The sequence below is a fragment of the Hoylesella marshii DSM 16973 = JCM 13450 genome (assembly GCF_000146675.1).
GTDB lineage: Bacteria > Bacteroidota > Bacteroidia > Bacteroidales > Bacteroidaceae > Prevotella > Prevotella marshii.
Genome location: NZ_GL397214.1, coordinates 1982691 through 2001664 on the forward strand (window position 1 = coordinate 1982691; position 18974 = coordinate 2001664).

At 48.6% G+C, this 18974-nt stretch carries 11 protein-coding genes and 2 tRNA genes; 4 read left to right on the plus strand and 9 right to left on the minus strand.

The window, feature by feature from the left end:
* Nucleotides 1-106 precede the first annotated feature (106 nt).
* The 3 genes from HMPREF0658_RS08185 to HMPREF0658_RS08195 all read right to left on the minus strand — a co-directional run bounded on the left by HMPREF0658_RS08185 (nucleotide 107) and on the right by HMPREF0658_RS08195 (nucleotide 5149).
* Nucleotides 107-2221 (minus strand): S46 family peptidase, encoded by a 2115-nt coding sequence (locus HMPREF0658_RS08185; RefSeq protein ID WP_006950093.1) that lies wholly within the window; start codon nucleotides 2219-2221, stop codon nucleotides 107-109.
* Between the two features lie 23 nt (nucleotides 2222-2244).
* The gene (locus HMPREF0658_RS08190; RefSeq protein WP_040557729.1) at nucleotides 2245-3750 is read right to left on the minus strand and encodes an oligosaccharide flippase family protein; all 1506 of its coding nucleotides are present in this window, start codon (nucleotides 3748-3750) and stop codon (nucleotides 2245-2247) included.
* A 166-nt stretch (nucleotides 3751-3916) separates the two neighbouring features.
* Nucleotides 3917-5149, minus strand: a complete 1233-nt coding sequence (locus HMPREF0658_RS08195; protein ID WP_024990865.1) for a nucleoside recognition domain-containing protein — start codon at nucleotides 5147-5149, stop codon at nucleotides 3917-3919.
* A 913-nt stretch (nucleotides 5150-6062) separates the two neighbouring features.
* On the opposite strand from HMPREF0658_RS08195, the gene HMPREF0658_RS08200 reads away from it, so the two are divergent.
* Nucleotides 6063-7418: a dipeptidase gene (locus HMPREF0658_RS08200; RefSeq protein WP_024990866.1), complete on the plus strand. Its 1356-nt coding sequence runs from the start codon at nucleotides 6063-6065 to the stop codon at nucleotides 7416-7418.
* Nucleotides 7419-7569: 151 nt separating this feature from the next.
* On the opposite strand, the gene HMPREF0658_RS08205 is transcribed toward HMPREF0658_RS08200, so the two are convergent.
* The 5 genes from HMPREF0658_RS08205 to HMPREF0658_RS08225 all read right to left on the minus strand — a co-directional run bounded on the left by HMPREF0658_RS08205 (nucleotide 7570) and on the right by HMPREF0658_RS08225 (nucleotide 12056).
* The gene (locus HMPREF0658_RS08205) at nucleotides 7570-9117 is read right to left on the minus strand and encodes a YifB family Mg chelatase-like AAA ATPase (RefSeq protein WP_006950101.1); all 1548 of its coding nucleotides are present in this window, start codon (nucleotides 9115-9117) and stop codon (nucleotides 7570-7572) included.
* 59 nt (nucleotides 9118-9176) lie between these two features.
* On the minus strand, nucleotides 9177-10175 hold the full coding sequence (locus tag HMPREF0658_RS08210) for a DUF4369 domain-containing protein (RefSeq protein ID WP_006950109.1): 999 nt from the start codon (nucleotides 10173-10175) through the stop codon (nucleotides 9177-9179).
* On the minus strand, nucleotides 10172-11851 hold the full coding sequence (locus HMPREF0658_RS08215; protein ID WP_006950110.1) for a tetratricopeptide repeat protein: 1680 nt from the start codon (nucleotides 11849-11851) through the stop codon (nucleotides 10172-10174). Before HMPREF0658_RS08215 ends, HMPREF0658_RS08210 begins: the two co-directional genes overlap by 4 nt.
* Before the next feature lie 22 nt (nucleotides 11852-11873).
* Nucleotides 11874-11959, minus strand: a tRNA-Leu gene (locus HMPREF0658_RS08220).
* 24 nt (nucleotides 11960-11983) lie between these two features.
* Nucleotides 11984-12056 (minus strand) — tRNA-Gly (locus HMPREF0658_RS08225).
* A gap of 351 nt (nucleotides 12057-12407) precedes the next feature.
* On the opposite strand from HMPREF0658_RS08225, the gene HMPREF0658_RS08230 reads away from it, so the two are divergent.
* The 3 genes from HMPREF0658_RS08230 (at nucleotide 12408) to HMPREF0658_RS08240 (ending at nucleotide 17502) form a co-directional block, all read left to right on the plus strand.
* Nucleotides 12408-14441 (plus strand): alpha-amylase family glycosyl hydrolase, encoded by a 2034-nt coding sequence (locus HMPREF0658_RS08230; RefSeq protein WP_006950111.1) that lies wholly within the window; start codon nucleotides 12408-12410, stop codon nucleotides 14439-14441.
* 521 nt (nucleotides 14442-14962) lie between these two features.
* The gene (locus HMPREF0658_RS08235; RefSeq protein WP_006950113.1) at nucleotides 14963-15973 is read left to right on the plus strand and encodes a class II fructose-bisphosphate aldolase; all 1011 of its coding nucleotides are present in this window, start codon (nucleotides 14963-14965) and stop codon (nucleotides 15971-15973) included.
* 614 nt (nucleotides 15974-16587) lie between these two features.
* Nucleotides 16588-17502 carry a glutaminase gene (locus HMPREF0658_RS08240; RefSeq protein WP_006950115.1) on the plus strand — a complete coding sequence of 305 codons (915 nt, stop codon included), beginning with the start codon at nucleotides 16588-16590 and terminating at the stop codon, nucleotides 17500-17502.
* Between the two features lie 9 nt (nucleotides 17503-17511).
* On the opposite strand, the gene HMPREF0658_RS08245 is transcribed toward HMPREF0658_RS08240, so the two are convergent.
* Nucleotides 17512-18948, minus strand: coding sequence for an MFS transporter (locus HMPREF0658_RS08245; RefSeq protein ID WP_006950117.1), 1437 nt, complete (start codon nucleotides 18946-18948; stop codon nucleotides 17512-17514).
* Nucleotides 18949-18974 lie beyond the last annotated feature (26 nt).

Sequence of the window (18974 nt, forward strand, 5' to 3'; positions counted from 1 at the left end):
CTTAAAAAAGGACGTAACCTGCACGATGGTTCCCTACGAGCGGGGGAAAAGAAAACGGGGACAAACCGTTGCCAGATGTCCCCGTTAGTGTAGTGAAAGAGGCGGGTTACCTTACGCCCAACTCTTTGATAAGGCGGTCGGCTTTGCCCCATTTGTCCATCATCAGGAGCATGAAGCGCACGTCTACACCGATGCACCGCGCCAGCTTCTTGTCGAAGAAGATGTCGCTCGAAAGGCTGTCCCAGTTGCCATCGAAGGCCAAACCGAGAAGTTCGCCTTTACCGCTGAAGATGGGCGAGCCGCTGTTTCCACCCGTAATGTCGTTGTTGGTGAGGAAACAGAGCTGCATCTTGCCCGTCTGTTTGTCTTGATAGGGGGTGAAATCAGGTGCGGAGAGAATCTCTTTCATCACGGGTTCTGCCTTGTAATCGTAGATGCGGTCGCCTTTGTCGAACTTCTCTACCAAACTTTCTGCCGTGGTGTAATAGCCCGATGGTTGCCCGTTGAGGGTGTAACCGCCCACTTGTCCGTAGCTCAGACGCATGGTAAAGTTGGCATCGCTGTAGTGGGGCAGGTCTTCCTCCATGCGTATTTTCGCAGCACAGAGATACTTTTCCTGCGTATCAATGCTGTCGGTAATGGGGGCGAGGCGTTCTTTCTGCTCGGCCAAATAGTCTATAATCGCAAGCCCATATTCCACACCCGGGTCTTTTTTGTAAGCCTTAGTGTTGAAATAGAGCTTGGCACCTTTCTTCATTATCAGAGATTTGGTGTACAGGAAGTCTACGTATTTGGCGTAGTCGTTGCCGAACTTTTCCTTGATGGTAGTGTAGAAAGCGGGTAGATACTCTGCGCCCACCTGCTCTGCGTAGTTCTTCAGTAGGGCGGCGAACACCTCTTTATCGAGTGCTTCGTCCCATGCGTCGCTGTTGTCTTCAAACTCCACGTACTGCTTAGCCGGTTTTTCTTTGGGGCCTTTCACTTCCATACCGTTGCCGAGGCGCATCGCTCGGGTGGTAAATTCATTGGTGCGACGGAAGGTTTCCATCCAATAATAGAATGCCCGCACACGTTCCATCCGCTTGGCATACAGGTTGTGCAACTTGTCAAAATCGAGTTGTCCCTTTAAGAAGCCTGTCTTGTTCTGCCATGCCTTGATACGTGTCTCGTATTCTTGCTTCTCTCGGATGATGCCGATAGAGTCGATACACTTGTTCATGCCCATGGCATTCTTCCAATAGTTGGCGCTCGACGCATAGATAGCATCGTATTTGATGCGCACGGCATCGCTGGCACGCATGTGGCGTTGCATGATTTGTTGCTTGAGACCTCGCACCTGAATGCGCGTTGTGTTGATGGCATCGCGCATCTCCTGTATGCCATACGATGAGAGGTAGCGGTTCGTACTGCCCGGATAGCCCATGGTCATGGCAAAGTCGCCGGGCTTGTAGCCTTCCATAGACACCTTTGCCCAATGTGCGGGATGGTAAGGCACATTCTCGGGGCTGTACTTAGCAGGTTTGTTTGTCTTGGGGTCGGCGTATATTCTGAACACGCTGAAGTCGCAAGTCTGCCTCGGCCACATCCAGTTATCTGTGTCTCCGCCGAATTTACCGATAGACTTCGGCACGGTGAAGACCAGCCGCACGTCGGTAAAATCTTGATAAGTGGTGGCATAATACTTGTTTCCCTGATAGAATGGGTGAATTTGCACGTGCAGTGTGCTGTCTATCTGTTTCACAGAGTCAGTCATGGCATTCTCCAACGAGTCTATCATGAGCTCTTTTTTCTCTCTGCTGAGGGTATTGAGTCCCAACGATTCGAGGCGCGAAGTGATGTCATGTTGGTCTTTCATAAACGATACAAACGTGTCTTCACACGGCAGTTCTTCGGAAAAGGCATGGGAAACGAAACCGTTTTTCAGGTAGTCGTGCTCCACGGAAGAGTTCTTCCGAATAGCGTTGAAGCCGCAATGATGGTTCGTAAAGACCAATCCGTCGGCCGAAACGACCACACCCGAACAGAATCCGCTGAAGTTGATGACTGTGTTTTTAATGGCGTTTTCACCTGAGTACAAGCTGCTATAAGGCAGCGAAAAGCCCTCTGTCTGCATCTGTGCATAGACGGCTTGGGGCAGGTTGTAGAGTGTCCACATACCTTCGTCGGCATGTGCCGCGGTGCAGGCCATGAGGGCTGCAGCTAAGAGTGTAGATTTTTTCATATATATAATGGTTGATAATGTCTTTACTGTTGTCGACTTTTGAAATACCGGCCAATGACGGGCAGGCTTTTCAACGGGAAATCGGCTTTGAGAATATAGGCTGTAAAGGCCGTGATAACAAGTGTATTGATGCCAAGGGCATAGGCCGTGAGCAACCGTTTATTGGCTTCTGCCATGGCCAAGTAAGCCACGAGTGCAAGGCCTACGTACTTTAGTATGTCGGCCACAGGGTAGTTGATGGGATATTTCTTTTGCCCCACGATGTAAGAGAGCAGCATTGCTGTGCCATAACCTGCAAAACCTGCCCACGCACAAGCCATATAGCCGTATCGGGGCACGAATATCACATTGACGGCAATGAGTACGACACAGCCGATGCCCGAGAAGTAAGCACCCCAGATTGTTTTATCGATGAGCTTATACCAAAACGAGAGGTTGAAATAAACACCCATCATGATTTCCGCAGCCATGACGATGGGCACCACATCTAATCCCTCCCAATAGTCACGCCCAATGATATGGCGCAACACGTCCATATAAGCGACTACACAGAGGAAAGCCAGCAGCGTGAAAATGACAAAGTATTTCATGGCGCGGGCATAAGTTTCGCGGTTGTCGCTATCCTTTGCCTTACCGAACACAAACGGCTCATAAGCATATCGGAACGCTTGTGTTATCATGGCCATAATCATGGCTATCTTGCTCGCCGCACCGTAAATGCCCAATTGCTCATGAGCATTCTCACCTTTATATATATAAGGAAACAGTATCTTGTCAGCCGTTTGGTTGAGGATGCCTGCTATTCCGAGCACTAAAATAGGCCAGCTGTAACCGAGCATCCTGCGGAGCAATGCCTTGTCGAACGTGTAACGAAAGCCCGACAGTTCGCGATAAAAGCAGAACGTGATGAAACCTGTACAGGCCAGATTGATGTAGAAAGCATAGCCTGCACCTACTTCCGGACGATAGATGCTACTCACCCAACAGTCGGGGTGCGCTGCATAGATTGCCGGAAGCACAAGGAAGAAGAGGAGGTTGAGCACAATGTTCAATACGATGAACAACAGTTTGAGTGCAGCAAACTTTATCGGACGCTTTTGATATCTTAGGTAGGCGAACGGAATACATTGAAATGCATCTAACGCTACCGTTATCGCCATCACCCATACGTAAGAGGGGTGGTCGCCATAGCCCATGCCGGCAGACAGAGGGTCTATGAAAGCGAACACCAATACCACAAACAGCAATGAGGTAAAGCCTACCGAAAGAAGAATGGTGGAATAGACCTTGCGCGGGTCTTCGTCTGTCTTATTGGCAAAACGGAAAAAAGTGGTCTCCATGCCATACGTCAGTATCACTAACAACAGTGCCGTATAGGCATACAGATTAGTAATGACACCGTAGCCACCGCTTGCCGCCGACAACTTTGCCGTATAGAGCGGAACAAGCAGATAGTTGAGGAATCGACCAACGATGCTGCTTAATCCGTAGATGGCAGTATCTTTTGCCAGACTTTTCAGGTTTGCCATAATGTTTTCTATACTATCAGTGGTTTCGATTGCAGCAGAGATGACCCGCTCTATCAATACCTGTTCTTCGTATCGACATCAAGCAATATCGGGGAAAATGGCCATGTTGCTGGAGTTTGATAAAACAACTGCAAATATACGTTTTTTCAGTTAATGCGGCAAACAATCAACCGAAGAAAAGATAGGCGATGGCTATAGCGGCAACAACTCCGGCCGCATCGGCCAGCAGACCGCATGCTACGGCATGCCTTGTATAGCGGATATTCACACTCCCGAAATAAACGGCCAAGATATAAAACGTGGTATCCGTGGAACCCTGAAAGATGCTGCTCAACCGTCCTACGAAAGAGTCGGCACCGTAGACGGTCATCGCGTCGACCATCATACCTCGTGCACCACTGCCGGAAAGAGGTTTCATCAGTGCCGTAGGCAAAGCACCCACAAAGTCGGTATTGCCTCCGCATGCCTCCACTCCCCACTTCACGCCTTCCACAAGCATATCCATGGCACCCGAAGCACGGAATACGCCAATGCCCACGAGTATCGCCACAAGATAAGGAATAATGCGTACAGCCGTTGAAAAACCGTCTTTCGCTCCTTCTATAAAGGCATCGTAGACATTGATTTTATGCCGTATGCCCGCCACGATGAAAGCGATAATGATGCTCATGAGCAGAATGTTGGCCACTGTAGTACTGACTACATTCATCTGGTCTCTATCCATCTGCCCGAAACCCCATATAATCAGACCTACAGCAGCGGTCATCCCGCCCAACGTGAGCAGCATAACGCGGTTGAAGAGGTTGATTTTCTGATAGATGGCCGTCACGATAATACCGGCCAAAGTAGCAAAAAACGTGGCTAAAAGGATGGGGATAAACACGTCGGTAGGTTGCGCCGCACCCAATTGGGCACGGTAAACCATGATGCTCACAGGTATCAGCGTGAGTCCCGAAGTGTTGAGCACAAGAAACATAATCATAGGATTGGAGGCCGTATCTTTCTGCTTGTTCAATTCCTGCATCTGCTCCATGGCTTTCAATCCCAATGGAGTAGCGGCATTATCGAGCCCCAACATATTGGCCGCAATATTCATAAAGATACTTCCTGTCACAGGGTGGTTCTTCGGAATGTCGGGGAAAAGACGGCTGAAAACAGGACTCAACAACCGCGCCAGCACGTTTACCACCCCGCCACGCTCACCAATCTTCATGATACCCAGCCAGAGAGAAAGCACGCCGGTGAGGCCTAAAGAAATCTCAAACGCATTCTTCGACGAGGCAAAAGTGGCATCCATCATGGCCGGAAACACTGTGATGTCGCCCCAAAATACTAACTTCGCAAGGGCGATAACAAAGGCCACAACGAAGAAAGCTATCCAAATATAATTCAGTACCATATACGATGTGCAAAAATAAAGTATTTTCCGCACACGACAAAGCATCGTCCTTTCTTTATTTATCCGTGTAAATGAATGTGCCCCCGCAAGACTTTTCTCTTCTTCATGAGTGACACAGCTCAAATGTCAGATGACAGGAAACCATGTCATCCCTATAAAAGAGCCGTTGAGCAGGTGAATGACCGATGGCATTGAGATAAGTCCTTGCAACACCATCGCATCTCTTTTGCTGCGCCCTGCTTTATAGATGAAAAGAAGATGCGTAAGTCACTGTCATACAACAGCATACAGCGATGCCCTAAAGAGCATAGCTTTGAGCCTCTGAAAGCTATCCTTTTAGGCTGTCAAAGCTATCTTTCTATGTCGTCAAAGCATAGCTCTTATTGCATCCGACGATTCGGTGCATAACAGAGGAGCTCCTCACGCCTGTTGTCTGAAGTAGGACTACACCTCGTCTGAAGTAGGAGTAGACGTTGTCTGAAGTAGGGGTAGATGTCAATACTCACAAGCAAGAGTGTTTAACACCTACGTCCAAGAGTGTTTAACACCTACGCTCAAGGGTGTTTAACACCTACGTCCAAGGGTGTTTAACACCTATTGTGGAAAGTGTTATACACCTTTTTATACGCGAGTTCGGGATAAGAGAATCTTATTCAATAGCCCCAAAGGGGCGACAGACCTTAGACAGGGGGAAGCGGTAGCGCAGCCCCTGTGTCGTGGATTCCCACTATCTAAGCCCTAAAAGGGCGACAGAACGCTCTCGGGAGCGTGTGAGTATGAAGGGTTATAGATGAGCGGGCAAGGATGGTAAGGCATGTAGAGAGACTGTACGAGGAGGAAAAACAGATGTGCGATGTTGGATAGTCCGCAGAAATATGCTATCTTTGCGAACAGAACATTTAACCTAAATATGATGATTAAGCAATACATTAAAGAAAACGAAGAACGGATATTAGACGAGCTTTTCAGCCTGATTCGTATCCCGAGTGTAAGTGCTCAGCCCGAGCATCATGCCGATATGTTGCGATGTGCCGAACGTTGGAAAGAGCTGTTGCTCATGGCCGGTGTAGACAAAGCGGAGGTGATGCCTTCTGACGGCAATCCTATGGTCTACGCCGAGAAGATGGTAGACCCTGCAGCCAAGACGCTGTTGATATATGGTCACTATGATGTGATGCCGGCAGAACCGTTTGAGCTGTGGAAGAGTGAACCCTTTGAACCCGTGGTGCGCGATGGACACATTTGGGCGCGAGGTGCCGATGACGACAAGGGACAGTCGTTTATTCAGGCCAAAGCCTTTGAATATGTGGTAAAGAACGGCCTTTTGAAGCATAATGTGAAATTCATTCTCGAGGGTGAAGAAGAAATTGGGTCGGGCAGCTTGGGCGCGTTTTGTCAGAAGCACAAAGAGCTGTTGAAGAGCGATGTCATCTTGGTGTCGGACACCAGCATGCTCTCTGCCGACCTTCCCTCACTCACAACGGGGCTTCGCGGGTTGGCTTATTGGCAGATAGAGGTGACGGGGCCGAACCACGACCTTCACTCCGGCCACTTTGGGGGTGCAGTGGCTAACCCTATCAACGTGCTCTGCAAGCTGATTGCCGATGTGACAGGCGAAGACGGTCGCATACGTATCCCCGGCTTCTATGACGATGTGGACGAGATTCCCGCCGAGGAACGGAAGCTCGTGGAGAATATTCCGTTCGATATAGAGAAATACAAGCGCAGCCTCGATGTTGAGGAGTTGTTCGGCGAAGTGGGCTATAACACCATTGAACGCACGGGCTTCCGTCCGTCGTTTGACGTGTGTGGTATTTGGGGCGGCTATACCGGCGAGGGTTCAAAGACCGTGATTCCCTCGAAGGCATATGCCAAGATTTCGTGTCGTTTGGTACCCCATCAAGACCACAGGAAGATAAGTCAGCTCGTGATTGACTACTTCAACCGCGTTGCTCCACGCACGGTGAAAGTAAGCGTGCAGCCGTCTCATGGCGGACAAGGCTACGTCTGCCCCATCGACCTGCCGGCTTATCAAGCAGCCGAGCGCGGTTTTGAGAAAGCATTCGGCAAGCGTCCGTTGCCTGTGAGGCGTGGTGGAAGCATTCCCATCATCGCTGCTTTTGAAGAGATTCTCGGCGTGAAAACCGTTCTGATGGGCTTCGGCTTGGAGTCGAACGCCATCCATTCTCCGAACGAAAACATGCCTTTAGACATTTTCCGCAAAGGTATCGAAGCCGTTATCAACTTCCATCTGGAATACGATAAATAACTCGGTTGCAGGCAAAAGCCCAACTTCCTGTGAGGGGAGTTGGGCTTTTTTGTGCTTGACCGTTGTCCATGGCCGAGTGCTGGCTCACGGAGCAAGAGAGAAAAGACGGTTTTTACTGCTTGAAAGGACAGCGAGCAGCATCGGATTGCTGTTATCCCTGTCGTTCCGACCAGTCGCTTCGGTCGAGGTTCCGATAGCCGATAGCCTCGGCCAAGTGGTCGGTCTTCACGCGTTCGCTACCCTCAAGGTCGGCAATGGTTCGTGCCACTTTGAGTATGCGATTATAGGCACGTGCCGAAAGGCTGAGGCGTTGCATGGCAAGTCGCAACATTTCGATGCCCTCTTTGTCGGGTTCGGCAAAACGGTGAATCATCCTTTCGCTCATCTGGGCATTGCAATGCACGCCTTTTACATCGGCAAATCGCTGTTCTTGAATAAGTCTTGCAGCAATTACCCGTTGGCGGATGCTTTCGCTCGGCTCGCCTTCGGAAGCCTTGGAAATGTCTTGAAACGGAACGGGCGTTATCTCCACTTGAATATCTATGCGGTCTAACAGCGGGCCACTTATCTTGTTCATGTATTTCTGAATTTGCCCGGGTGTACATACGCATTGATGTGTGGGGTCGCCATAGTAACCACATGGGCATGGATTCATTGAGGCAACAAACATAAAAGAGCAAGGAAATTCGATGGTGTATTTTGCTCTTGAGATAGTGATTCGGCGGTCTTCGAGCGGTTGGCGCAGCACTTCGAGGGTGGGTTTGTTGAATTCGGGCAACTCGTCGGCAAAGAGAACGCCATTGTGAGCCAAAGAGATTTCGCCCGGTTGGGGAGTTGTTCCGCCTCCGACAAGTGCTACTTGCGAGATGGTATGATGGGGAGAACGGAACGGCCGTTGAGAGATGAGCGACGTATGACGAGACAACTTGCCCGCAATGCTATGGATTTGCGTTGTTTCGAGGCTTTCTGAAAGCGAAAGAGGCGGCAGAATAGACGGCAGACGCTTGGCCATCATGGATTTGCCACTGCCCGGCGGCCCTATCATGATTAAGTTATGTCCGCCTGCTGCTGCCACTTCGAGAGCACGTTTCACGTTTTCCTGCCCTCGAACGTCTGCAAAATCGAGGTCGAAATTATATTGTTGTTCGTAAAACTCTCTGCGTGTATCCACCGTCATCGGTTGATATCGCTGCATTCCATTAAAGAATTTCACGACATCGAGCAATGATTCCATGCCATAGACATCCAAGTCATTGACCACGGCAGCTTCGCGTTCATTTTGTTTGGGGACGATAAGTCCGCGGTATTTCTCTGCTCTTGCTCGTATTGCAATGGGCAAAGCACCGCGTATGGGCTGTAGTTTTCCATCGAGTCCCAGCTCTCCTACAAGCATGAATTCATGGAGTCGGTCGGCCATAAGGTTCTCGTTTGCCGCCAGAATACCCACCGCCAAAGGCAAATCGAAACTGCTTCCTTCTTTCCGAAGGTCAGCCGGCGCCATATTGATGGTAACATTTGCTTTGGGATACCGAAAGCCTGTGTACTGCAAAGCAGCCCGAATGCGACTTTGACTCTCACGTACGGCTTCATCGCCAAGGCCTGACATGTGGAATGTACTTCCCGGAACGATGCTTACTTCGATAGTAACGGTCGTGACATGAAGCCCGTTTACGGCAGCACAGAAAGTCTTTACTAACATCGGTATTTTTCTTTGAAGGTTTACATGGGCTTTTCCTATGTAAGAGAAAACCAGCAGACTTATTTCAACAGCTCGTCGAGCTTATGCAGCAATGCTTCTTGGCTGAGTCCGCGAGCAATGATTTTTCCGTTTTTCAGGAGTATGTTGTCGGGCAAGGTACTAATGTTCAAAGTCTTTACCAGCGAACCGTCAAACATGCGTTCATCGCATATCGTAGGCCATTTGATGCTATCTTGCTTGATGGTTTGCAAGCATTCGTTTTTTGAAGCATCAAGGCTAATGCTCAAAAGGGTCAGCTTGTTGCCCGTTCTTTGTTGCAGTTGGCGGAGTTGTCTCTGTGTTTCTATGCTTTCAAAACTCCACGATGTCCATACGTTAATTAACGCAATACCCTTTCCGAGCATGGCTTTTGATATGCGATTGCCTTTCACATCCGTGGCGGAAAATGAGGGTAATGGCATGTCCTGCCTTGTGCTGAGCATGGAAACTACTTGTTGGCGCATGCGCACCAGTAAGCCGTTTTTCTCTTGCTCCTTAGCGAGGAGGTCGAGGAGAGACAAGGCGCGTCGGTAATCGGGACGTTCTGAGAGGATGAAATATTTTCTTACGAGATACAATGCCACAGGTGATGCGGGATGTTTTTCAATGAATTGTCCTGCCAAACGTGTCTCTTCAGGTGGTGATGCGTGAAGAATCAGTTCGCGGAAGTCAGTCATCAGTTCGTTGTCATCCGTTCCCTCTACCTTCATCTCTTTCAGGTGAGAGGCATCTCCATTTATTTCTATGGCTTCACCGGCTGTTGCAAATATCGGTTGTTCAGAGAAATTGGGGAATACGAGCATGAGTATGGATGGTCGTTCACAAGCGATATCATAAGTAAACCTGCCACCTTGTACCTTAATTGTGTCTATTCCTTGTATTCCCCCGTCAAGGCTATAAACGTAAAACTCACCTTGGTTTAGGTTCAGGAGGTGCCCGCTGAGCTTAAAATGCCCGCTGCGGGAACCGCAAGAAACCAAAACCAAAGTGAGGAATATGAGATATGTCAGTCTCTTCATTGTGCTACATCAGACAGTTCCAGGTCGTTTGCAGCATAGGCTGCTAAGGCCGGGTCCTGTGCTACGGCATCTTTCAGAGCAGCGGAGGCAGCCGTTTTGTCGCCTTGACGTGCGTTGAGGATGGCGCGTAGGTAGTGTGTCATGGCATTGCTCTTCTGCTTGTTTCTCAAAGTAGTTGCCGCTGTGGCATAATCTTTATTGAGAATCTGTGCAAGGATAGCACTGTTGGAGTTGCTCTCACGCAGGTTTTCCTGTGCCTGTGCATAGTTGCCTTTGGCGATGTTGAGGTTTCCAAGCACCTCGTTGTAGTCATTGGCACCCGTAGCCTTTGCGAGTGCGTTCTCTGCTTCGGCAATTTTACCGGCTTTCAAAGCAAGTAATGCATCGTTGGCACTTATCTCCGGAGCGTTCGGATTGAGGTTTCTTGCCTTATTGAGCCAGCTCTGAGCCTCCATGTCGTTGCCTCTGTTGAATTCCATTACTGCCACGTTGTTGTAAGCGCGATAGTCGTTGGCATAGAGAGTGGTGGCTTTCTTATACACTTCCTCCTTATCGGCGTCATTGTTTTGCAGTGTTGCGAGATACAGAAGTTCTTCCAAGCTGAGTTTGGAGGCATCTGCAACGTATTGATTCTTTATCTCGTCGTCGCTGCGACCTATGGCTTCATAGTTGATAATCAAGCGAGAACGGCGTAATTGGGGAAGAATCTCGTCGGCCAATTCGCGGAATCCCGCGCTCATATTTCTAATCTGACGCTCGCGTTCCTCGGGGTCTTGATACATGGAGAGTACTCTCAGGATGATGTCTTTATCCTGAATGTTGGATGCACTCACAAGTTGCTGGAATCCATCCCAATCCTGTGCCGTATATGCAGCATCGATGTCAGCATTTGTCTTAGCTTGTTTGAGTTGTTGTTTTACATACTCTTCCGACACATTTTGGCGTTTGTTGGCCAATTTGTCGTTGAAAGAAACGCCACCATCGGGAGATGCGTAGGCACGTACAGCCACGTCTTTCATGTTCAGGCGTTGGCGGTCGGCATTAATTTTCTTAAGCATGCGGGTGAATTCCTGTACCGAATTGTTCTTCAACTCTGTCTGACGAAGTTTTGCCTGATTGATGAGGAACTTCACATTGGCCTCTTGTTTCATAGTTCTGACGCGTTGGAACGAGTCGGGAGCAATGCAACCGCCGGCATCGGTGAGTGTTTTGCGATACAATTCGGACGTTGCCAATACGCCGTTGGCTATCTTTACAGCCGGCACATTGACGGTTTTCTTTCCTACACGGGCATCGAAAGTGAGGAACAACTCACTCTTCTGCATGTCGGGTACGTAGTCGAACGAGGTTCTCATCGTGTAGTTTCCGCCTACGCGATAGGGGATTGTCTGGTCGTTTCCACGTACTTTCTCTCCTTGGAACGTAGCGCTATTTCCTCTTGCCACTTGTCCATTGGCATAGCGAAGTTCGGGTGTTACGGTGACAACGGCCTTTTTCTTCATGTATTTCTTGGGGAAAGTACCGTTAATGGTAGCAGGAACTTTACCGCCTTGTGTCTCCAACGGATTGGGAGAAACATTGAAATTGTCGGCTGAGAGGGCACCCAGCTTCGACGAACAAGCGCTTACCAATATGATGGAAGCTGCTGATAATGAAAATAATAGTGTCTTGCGCATGATAAATAGGGTTTAAGTTGAGTGCCGCGAGCGGGACTCGAACCCGCACAACCATCACTGGTCAAGGGATTTTAAGTCCCTCGTGTCTACCAATTCCACCATTGCGGCGCCTATGATTTCTTAGTTTTTGTGAGCGGAAAACGGGACTCGGACCCGCGACCCCAACCTTGGCAAGGTTGTGCTCTACCAACTGAGCTATTTCCGCTTGTAATTTTTGCAAAGATAGTGTTTAATCTCGTAACGCCCAAAGGAATTCACACTATTTAATAAACCCTCATTGGTCATGAGACCGCTTCTCTGCATTTTCATATAGATAACTTGGCTTCCTGCCATCTTTCGTTTGTTTGTCGGCATCTTGCCTGCCGTCCTTTTGCTTTTCGTTTGCAATTTGTGGGCACTTTCCCGCAGAATCAGAAGCCGCTTCATGGTCTCTTTTCGGAGGCTCCGATGCAAACGATTACCTATGCATAACCTATGAATTGACCGTCGCCGATATAGCCTGTTCTATATAAAAGGTGTAATTTCGGCACATAGAAACCTAAAAATATTTACATTTATGCGACATTTTTATACCCTTTTGGCTGCTCTTCTTCTGCTACCTCTCTCATCGAAGGCACAGGGATGGCAACCCAACTATGGCGGCGTAATGCTGCAAGGATTCTATTGGGACTCCTATGACGACACGAAATGGACAGCCCTTGAGCGTCAGGCTGACGAGCTTTCACAGTATTTCAGCTTAATCTGGATACCTCAAAGCGGCAACTGCGGCAACCATCTCTCTATGGGATACGACGACCTTTATTGGTTTAATAACTACAATAGCTCGTTCGGGACGGAGGCGGAGCTGCGCTCCATGATTGCCGCTTTTAAGGCAAAAGGACTCGGAACGATAGCCGATGTGGTTATCAACCATCGACAAACCCTCTCCACATGGTTCGATTTCCCCACAGAAATCTATAAGGGCGTGACTTACCAGCTGACCTCCACCGACATTGTGGCCGACGATGATAACGGGGCTACGGCAGCAGAAGCCGCAAAGAAGGGTGTCTCGCTCAGTGCGAACAAGGATACGGGTGAGGGCTGGAACGGCATGCGCGACCTCGACCATGCCAGCCCCAATGTGCAGAAAACGGTGAATGCTTACCTCGATTTCTTGCTCAACGACCTCAAATACACGGGCTTACGTTATGACGTTTCCAAGGGGTATGCCCCTCGTTTCACGGGGTTGTATAATAAAACGGCCAACGTTCCTTTCTCCGTGGGTGAGTATTGGGACGGCAATGTTTCTGCTGTAAAGAATTGGGTAGACGGTACCATTGTAGATGGTGCTATCCAGAGTGCAGCTTTCGACTTTCCTATTCGGTATACGGTGCGTGATGCTGTGAACGACGGAACTTGGAATTTTACCTCAGGAGGCTTGGTGACACAACCCGGATTCAAGCGCTTTGCCGTGACGTTTGTTGAGAATCACGACACAGAAAAACGTTCCGATACCGACCAGCAAGACCCTGTTCGCCGCGATACCCTTGCCGCCAATGCCTATATTTTGGCAATGCCCGGCACACCGTGTCTGTTTCTTAAACACTGGAAAGATTATAAGAGCGACCTCAAGCAGATGATTCTTGTCCGTCATGCAGCAGGTATCACCAACGAGAGCGATTGGGAACAAACCTCTTATGTGCCCAACAAGAACTACACGTTTACCGTTACCGGTAGCAAAGCCAAGCTGCGTGTTGTGCTCGGACAGGTAGCAGACCCGGCCAATGCGAGGAAATGGGTGAAGGTGGCCGCAGGCTATCATTATGCTTACTACTTGGAGAATGCGGCAGAAACAGCATGGGTGAGCCTTCCCTCCGGTGAGTACGACGGTGCCAAAGAGGTTACGCTGACGGCTGTATCGAAAAGCTCCAATGCCCGATTGGTTTACACCACAGACGGTACGGAACCTGTGGCTACCGGCACGAATGTTGCAAGTGGCACCAAGATAACTTTGCCCGTAGGCACTACAACCTTAAAAGTAGGCCTGCTAATCAATGGTATCGTGAGCAGCGTAATAAGCCGCACTTATAAGATAGCTGATTTCCAACCCTATCAAATCACCATTCATGCCAATACAGACAACGTGGGTTGGACATCTGTCAATTACTGGACATGGGGCGGAGACGGCACGCATGCACCGCAGAACACATCGTGGCCGGGTGATAAGATTACGGTAACGAAGACTGTAAACGGGAAGACGTGGTTCTATAAAAAGTTTACCATCAACAGCTCTTCAGACCTTGTCAACCTCGTTCTCAGTGCGAATGCGGGAGACCCGCAAACCGTCGATATAACGGGAATTAAGAAAGATGCCTACTTTGAGGTATCTACCGACAAGGACGGAACGAAATACAAAGTAAACGACGTGACTTCTTCTATCCCTACCGGCATTGCTTCCATCACGCAACAGCCGACCGATGGCAATACCCTCGTAGACGTATATACGACCGACGGCGCACTGGTTCGTTCGCGGGTGGCATTCAATGAGGCTGCCAAAGGTTTGCCAGCCGGTATTTATATCATAGGTGGTAAGAAAATGGCAGTGAAATAACGTACCGTCAGCTTCTTGCTCTATGGTTACCGATGCATGCCTTGCGTGATGCGCAAAGCCACTTCCAAACCGAGAAAAGGAGATTAAAAACACACCATTTACACTGCAACCCGCCGTTTACAGCAAACTGTGAACGGCGGGTTTTCTTTGCTCTCAGGTATGGCCCGCTAACCCCTTTGTTTACAGGGGTTCTGCCCCTTGATTGACAAAGCTATGCTTTGAGGACGTAAGAGCTATGCTTTGACGGTGTCAGAGCTATCTTCCTATGCGCTGAAAGCATAGCTTTTACGGAGAGGGAGTGTGATGTGCGGCAGACAAAGGCTTTCCGTCTCGTCTGCAAGACCTCGTCCGTAAGGAGCCGGCAACACCCCTTTCAATGTACGGAATGGTTGACAAGAATCAAAGATAAATAACCCTTTGTCGTAAAAAGAGGTAGAAAAGTTTGCGGGAATGGATGAAAATGCTATCTTTGCAAGTAAATCATGTATTACCGGATATTCACATTTTAAATCTCAATCATTATGGTAGATTACAAATCACTCGGCCTTGTAAACACCCGCGAGATGTTTAAACGGGCTATCAACGGGGGTTATGCTATCCCCGCTTTCAACTTCAACAACATGGAACAGTTGCAGGCTATCATCAAGGCCTCTTCGGAATTGAAGTCGCCTGTGATACTTCAAGTATCTAAAGGTGCCCGCAATTATGCCAACCAAACGTTGCTCCGCTATATGGCTCAGGGAGCAGTAGAATATGCGAAGGAATTAGGTTGCAAGCATCCTGAAATCGTTTTACACCTCGACCACGGCGATTCTTTCGAGCTTTGCAAGAGCTGTATCGACTTCGGCTTTTCTTCCGTCATGATTGACGGCTCGGCTCTGCCCTACGATGAGAACGTCGCTCTGACGAAGAAAGTAGTGGAATATGCCCATCAATTCGATGTAACGGTAGAAGGAGAGTTGGGCGTTTTGGCAGGTGTAGAAGACGATGTGGTGGCAGAAAAGTCGCATTACACGAAACCGGAAGAGGTGATAGACTTCGTTACCAAGACGGGTGTGGATTCTCTGGCCATATCTATCGGTACATCGCACGGTGCTTACAAGTTCACCCCCGAGCAGTGTACGCGCGACCCGAAGACAGGTATCTTGGTGCCGCCGCCCCTTGCTTTCGACGTGTTGGACGCTATCATGAAGAAGCTCCCAGGCTTCCCAATCGTTCTTCACGGGTCTTCTTCGGTGCCTCAGGAGTATGTTAAGATGATTAATGAGCACGGAGGAAAACTCCCCGATGCAGTGGGCATACCCGAAGAGCAGCTTCGCAAGGCAGCGAAGAGCGCCGTTTGCAAGATTAATATCGACTCCGATTCGCGTTTGGCCTTTACCGCCGCAGTGCGAAAAGTATTCGATGAAAAGCCCGGAGAGTTTGATCCGCGCAAATACTGCGGCCCTGCCCGTGACTTGATGACCGAACTTTATGAGCATAAAATCAAAGAGGTGCTGGGTTCGGACAATAAACTTGCACAGCTCGACTAAGAGTTGTTATCTTGAAACATAAGGTGATTTTTAGCTTAAAATTAATACTTAAACGGTAGAGGCGTGGGCTCTTGGGATAAGAGTCCACGTCTTTCTTTTGTTAGAAGAAAGGCGTTTTATGTGGTCAAAAAGAAAGTAATTTCACAAACGAGTGGGCATTTTGAAAGCTGTAAGGATAAAATCATAAACTTGATTTATATCAATAAAACGATTGATTTTTCGTCTTTAAGAGAGAAATACTTGGAGAGAGAAGCTATTGTGCTTAACTTTGCACTGTGTTTTTCATAGTATTAGATTTAAGGTTAACAAAGGTTGGAGTACAGCGGTACTCCATTTTTTATGTCTGTTAGCGAAGCTGTCGCTCTTTTCTCTACACCTTATTTATATAGTCCCACATCGGTTATGATAGTGCACCTCTGCCGTTTCAATATTTAGCCCGCTACGTTTTCAACGGAGCAACAAACCGTATGACCGACTATCCAACAAAATCCGTATAAGTTCTCATGACCGATTTGAGATAAACAGACAGAAATATTGCTGCCGGAAAGTTTTGCTGCAATTCGGCGAAAAGTAACTGAAAAAAGAATTATCTTTGCACCCCAAAACAGACACGTATGAACTATCAGCAGATATTAGAAAAGACATTTCAGGAGATTATCCCCTATCGGAAACTCGGAAAGCAAGCCGACTATATACCCGAACTTGCCAAAGTGAACCCCAACCAATTCGGTATGTGCCTCCGCACGCTGAACGGCGAGAGTTTCCAAGTGGGCGAAGCAAACGTGAGATTCTCTATTCAGAGTATTTCGAAAGTATTTTCACTGACGATGGGACTTGCCCTGATGAACGACGATTTGTGGTCGCGGATGGGCAAAGAACCCTCCGGCACAGCCTTCAACTCCGTGATTCAGTTGGAAATGGAGAAAGGGAAACCGCGCAATCCCTTTATCAATTCGGGTGCCATCGTGATGGCCGACATCCTGCTTTCTCATCTTCGGAATCCTAAAACAGACTTTATTACCTTTGTCAGGGCTATCGGTGGTAATGAAAGCATTGACTATAACGAAGCGTTGGCCTTATCGGAACGGAAGAAAAGTTATATGAATGCGGCCATCATTAACCTGATAAAGTTTTACGGAAACATTGTGAACAGGATAGAAGACGTGTTACATTTCTACTTTCTTATGTGCTCCGTAGAGATGAGTTGCCAAGAGTTGGCCACCGCTTTTCTGGCTTTTGCCAACCACAAGGCAGCCTTTAATTACGGCAATGTGAAACTGACGGCCTCGCAAGTGAAGCGTATCAATGCCATTATGCAGACGTGCGGATTCTATGATGAAGCAGGGGAGTTTGCCTATTTGGTAGGTCTTCCGGGCAAGAGCGGTGTGGGTGGCGGCATTGTTGCCATCAATCCCATGAGCTATTCGGTGGCCGTATGGAGTCCCAGACTCAATGAGAAAGGCAATTCGGTGATGGGTATGAAAGCTTTGGAACTGCTTACCACAAAGACGAAAGAGTCTATTTTCTGATACAGTAGGTCAGCTTTTGGCGGTTGTTTGCCGAATGTTCGACCTTTCCAGACCGTAGTTCTTGCGGGCATCTAACCATTTCAAACTGATGGAAAACAGCACTGCGCCCAGGCCAAAGGCGGCAAAAATCCATTGGGCATGTGTGAAATCGATGATTTTTCGGCCGTCGGACAATGTGTGGGAATCGACATCCAATACTTTCCCAATGATGAATCTGACAACCATCAGCCCGATATTTTGGATAAAGAAGATAATGCTATAGGCATTGCCCAAGCGTTTTAAAGGGATAATTTTGGGAACGGAAGGCCACATGACACCGGGCACCAATGAGAATGCTACTCCCAAAATAATCATCAACATCACAGCAAAAGCTCCGGAATAGACGGGTAAAGAGAGCATGAGATGCACGGTGGTCAGCATCGATGTGCCGACAATGATGAGCGTGGCACCGCGTCCGATACGGTCGTAAACCGTGCCGAAAAGCGGCGTAAGCAGAATGCTGCCGAAAGGAATGATGGCCGGAATAGCTCCCGCATAGGCCTCATCAATACCATATTTGCTAATCATCAGCTTGGTGGCAAAGTTGAGAAACGGGCTCATGGCTGAGTAATAAAGTAAGGAAATGGCCGTGATATGCCAAAATCCTGCACTCTTCAGCGTGAGGAGAATATCGCTTAAGCGGAAACGTTCCTCTTCCGTGGCATCCTTAGCGGTATCCTTTTTCGGTGCGTGGGCGACGCTTTTATCCAATTTTACATCCATGATGCAGTAAACCAAGTAGGCCAACAAGCCCGTTATCAGCAAGGCCGTACCTACGAGAATGGGAGTGGAAAGGCGGTGGCCGAAAGTCATCGATACGCTGAAAGTCATGGCAGCACCTGTACCGAGCCGTGCCATCGCCACTTGAATACCCATGGCCAAAGCCAATTCATGTCCCGTAAACCACTTTACCATGGCCTTAGATGTGGTGATGCCGCACATCTCGTCGCCAACACCGAAGATGGAGAAACCCAATGCAGACAGTAACACTTGGGTCTTGTAGGCATGGTGATGAAAGCCCAAAAATGGGCAATCGACGACTGTCAGACGAGTAGGCGGCACGTATTCTATGGCATAATAAAGGATAGAAACACCCAAAACCATGAGTGAACAGGCCAATATGCCGGTGAAACGCACGCCCATTTTGTCGAGAATCACTCCGCCGATGAAAAGCATGAACAGAAAGACATTGATGAAGCCATAGGCACTCGACACGAATCCATAGTCGGTAGAAGACCATCCCAAGCCACCTTCCGCCACAGGAGACTCAAGGAGATGTTCCAACGGAGACATCTGATAAGTAACGTAATAGCCCATCATCATGGCGTAGGCCACGAGAAACAAGACTGTCCAGCGTGCCACCGGAGAGTCGTTCAGTTTAGTTTTTATCCATGCAGGGTTCATCATTCGACGTTCTTTTATTGCTTATATAT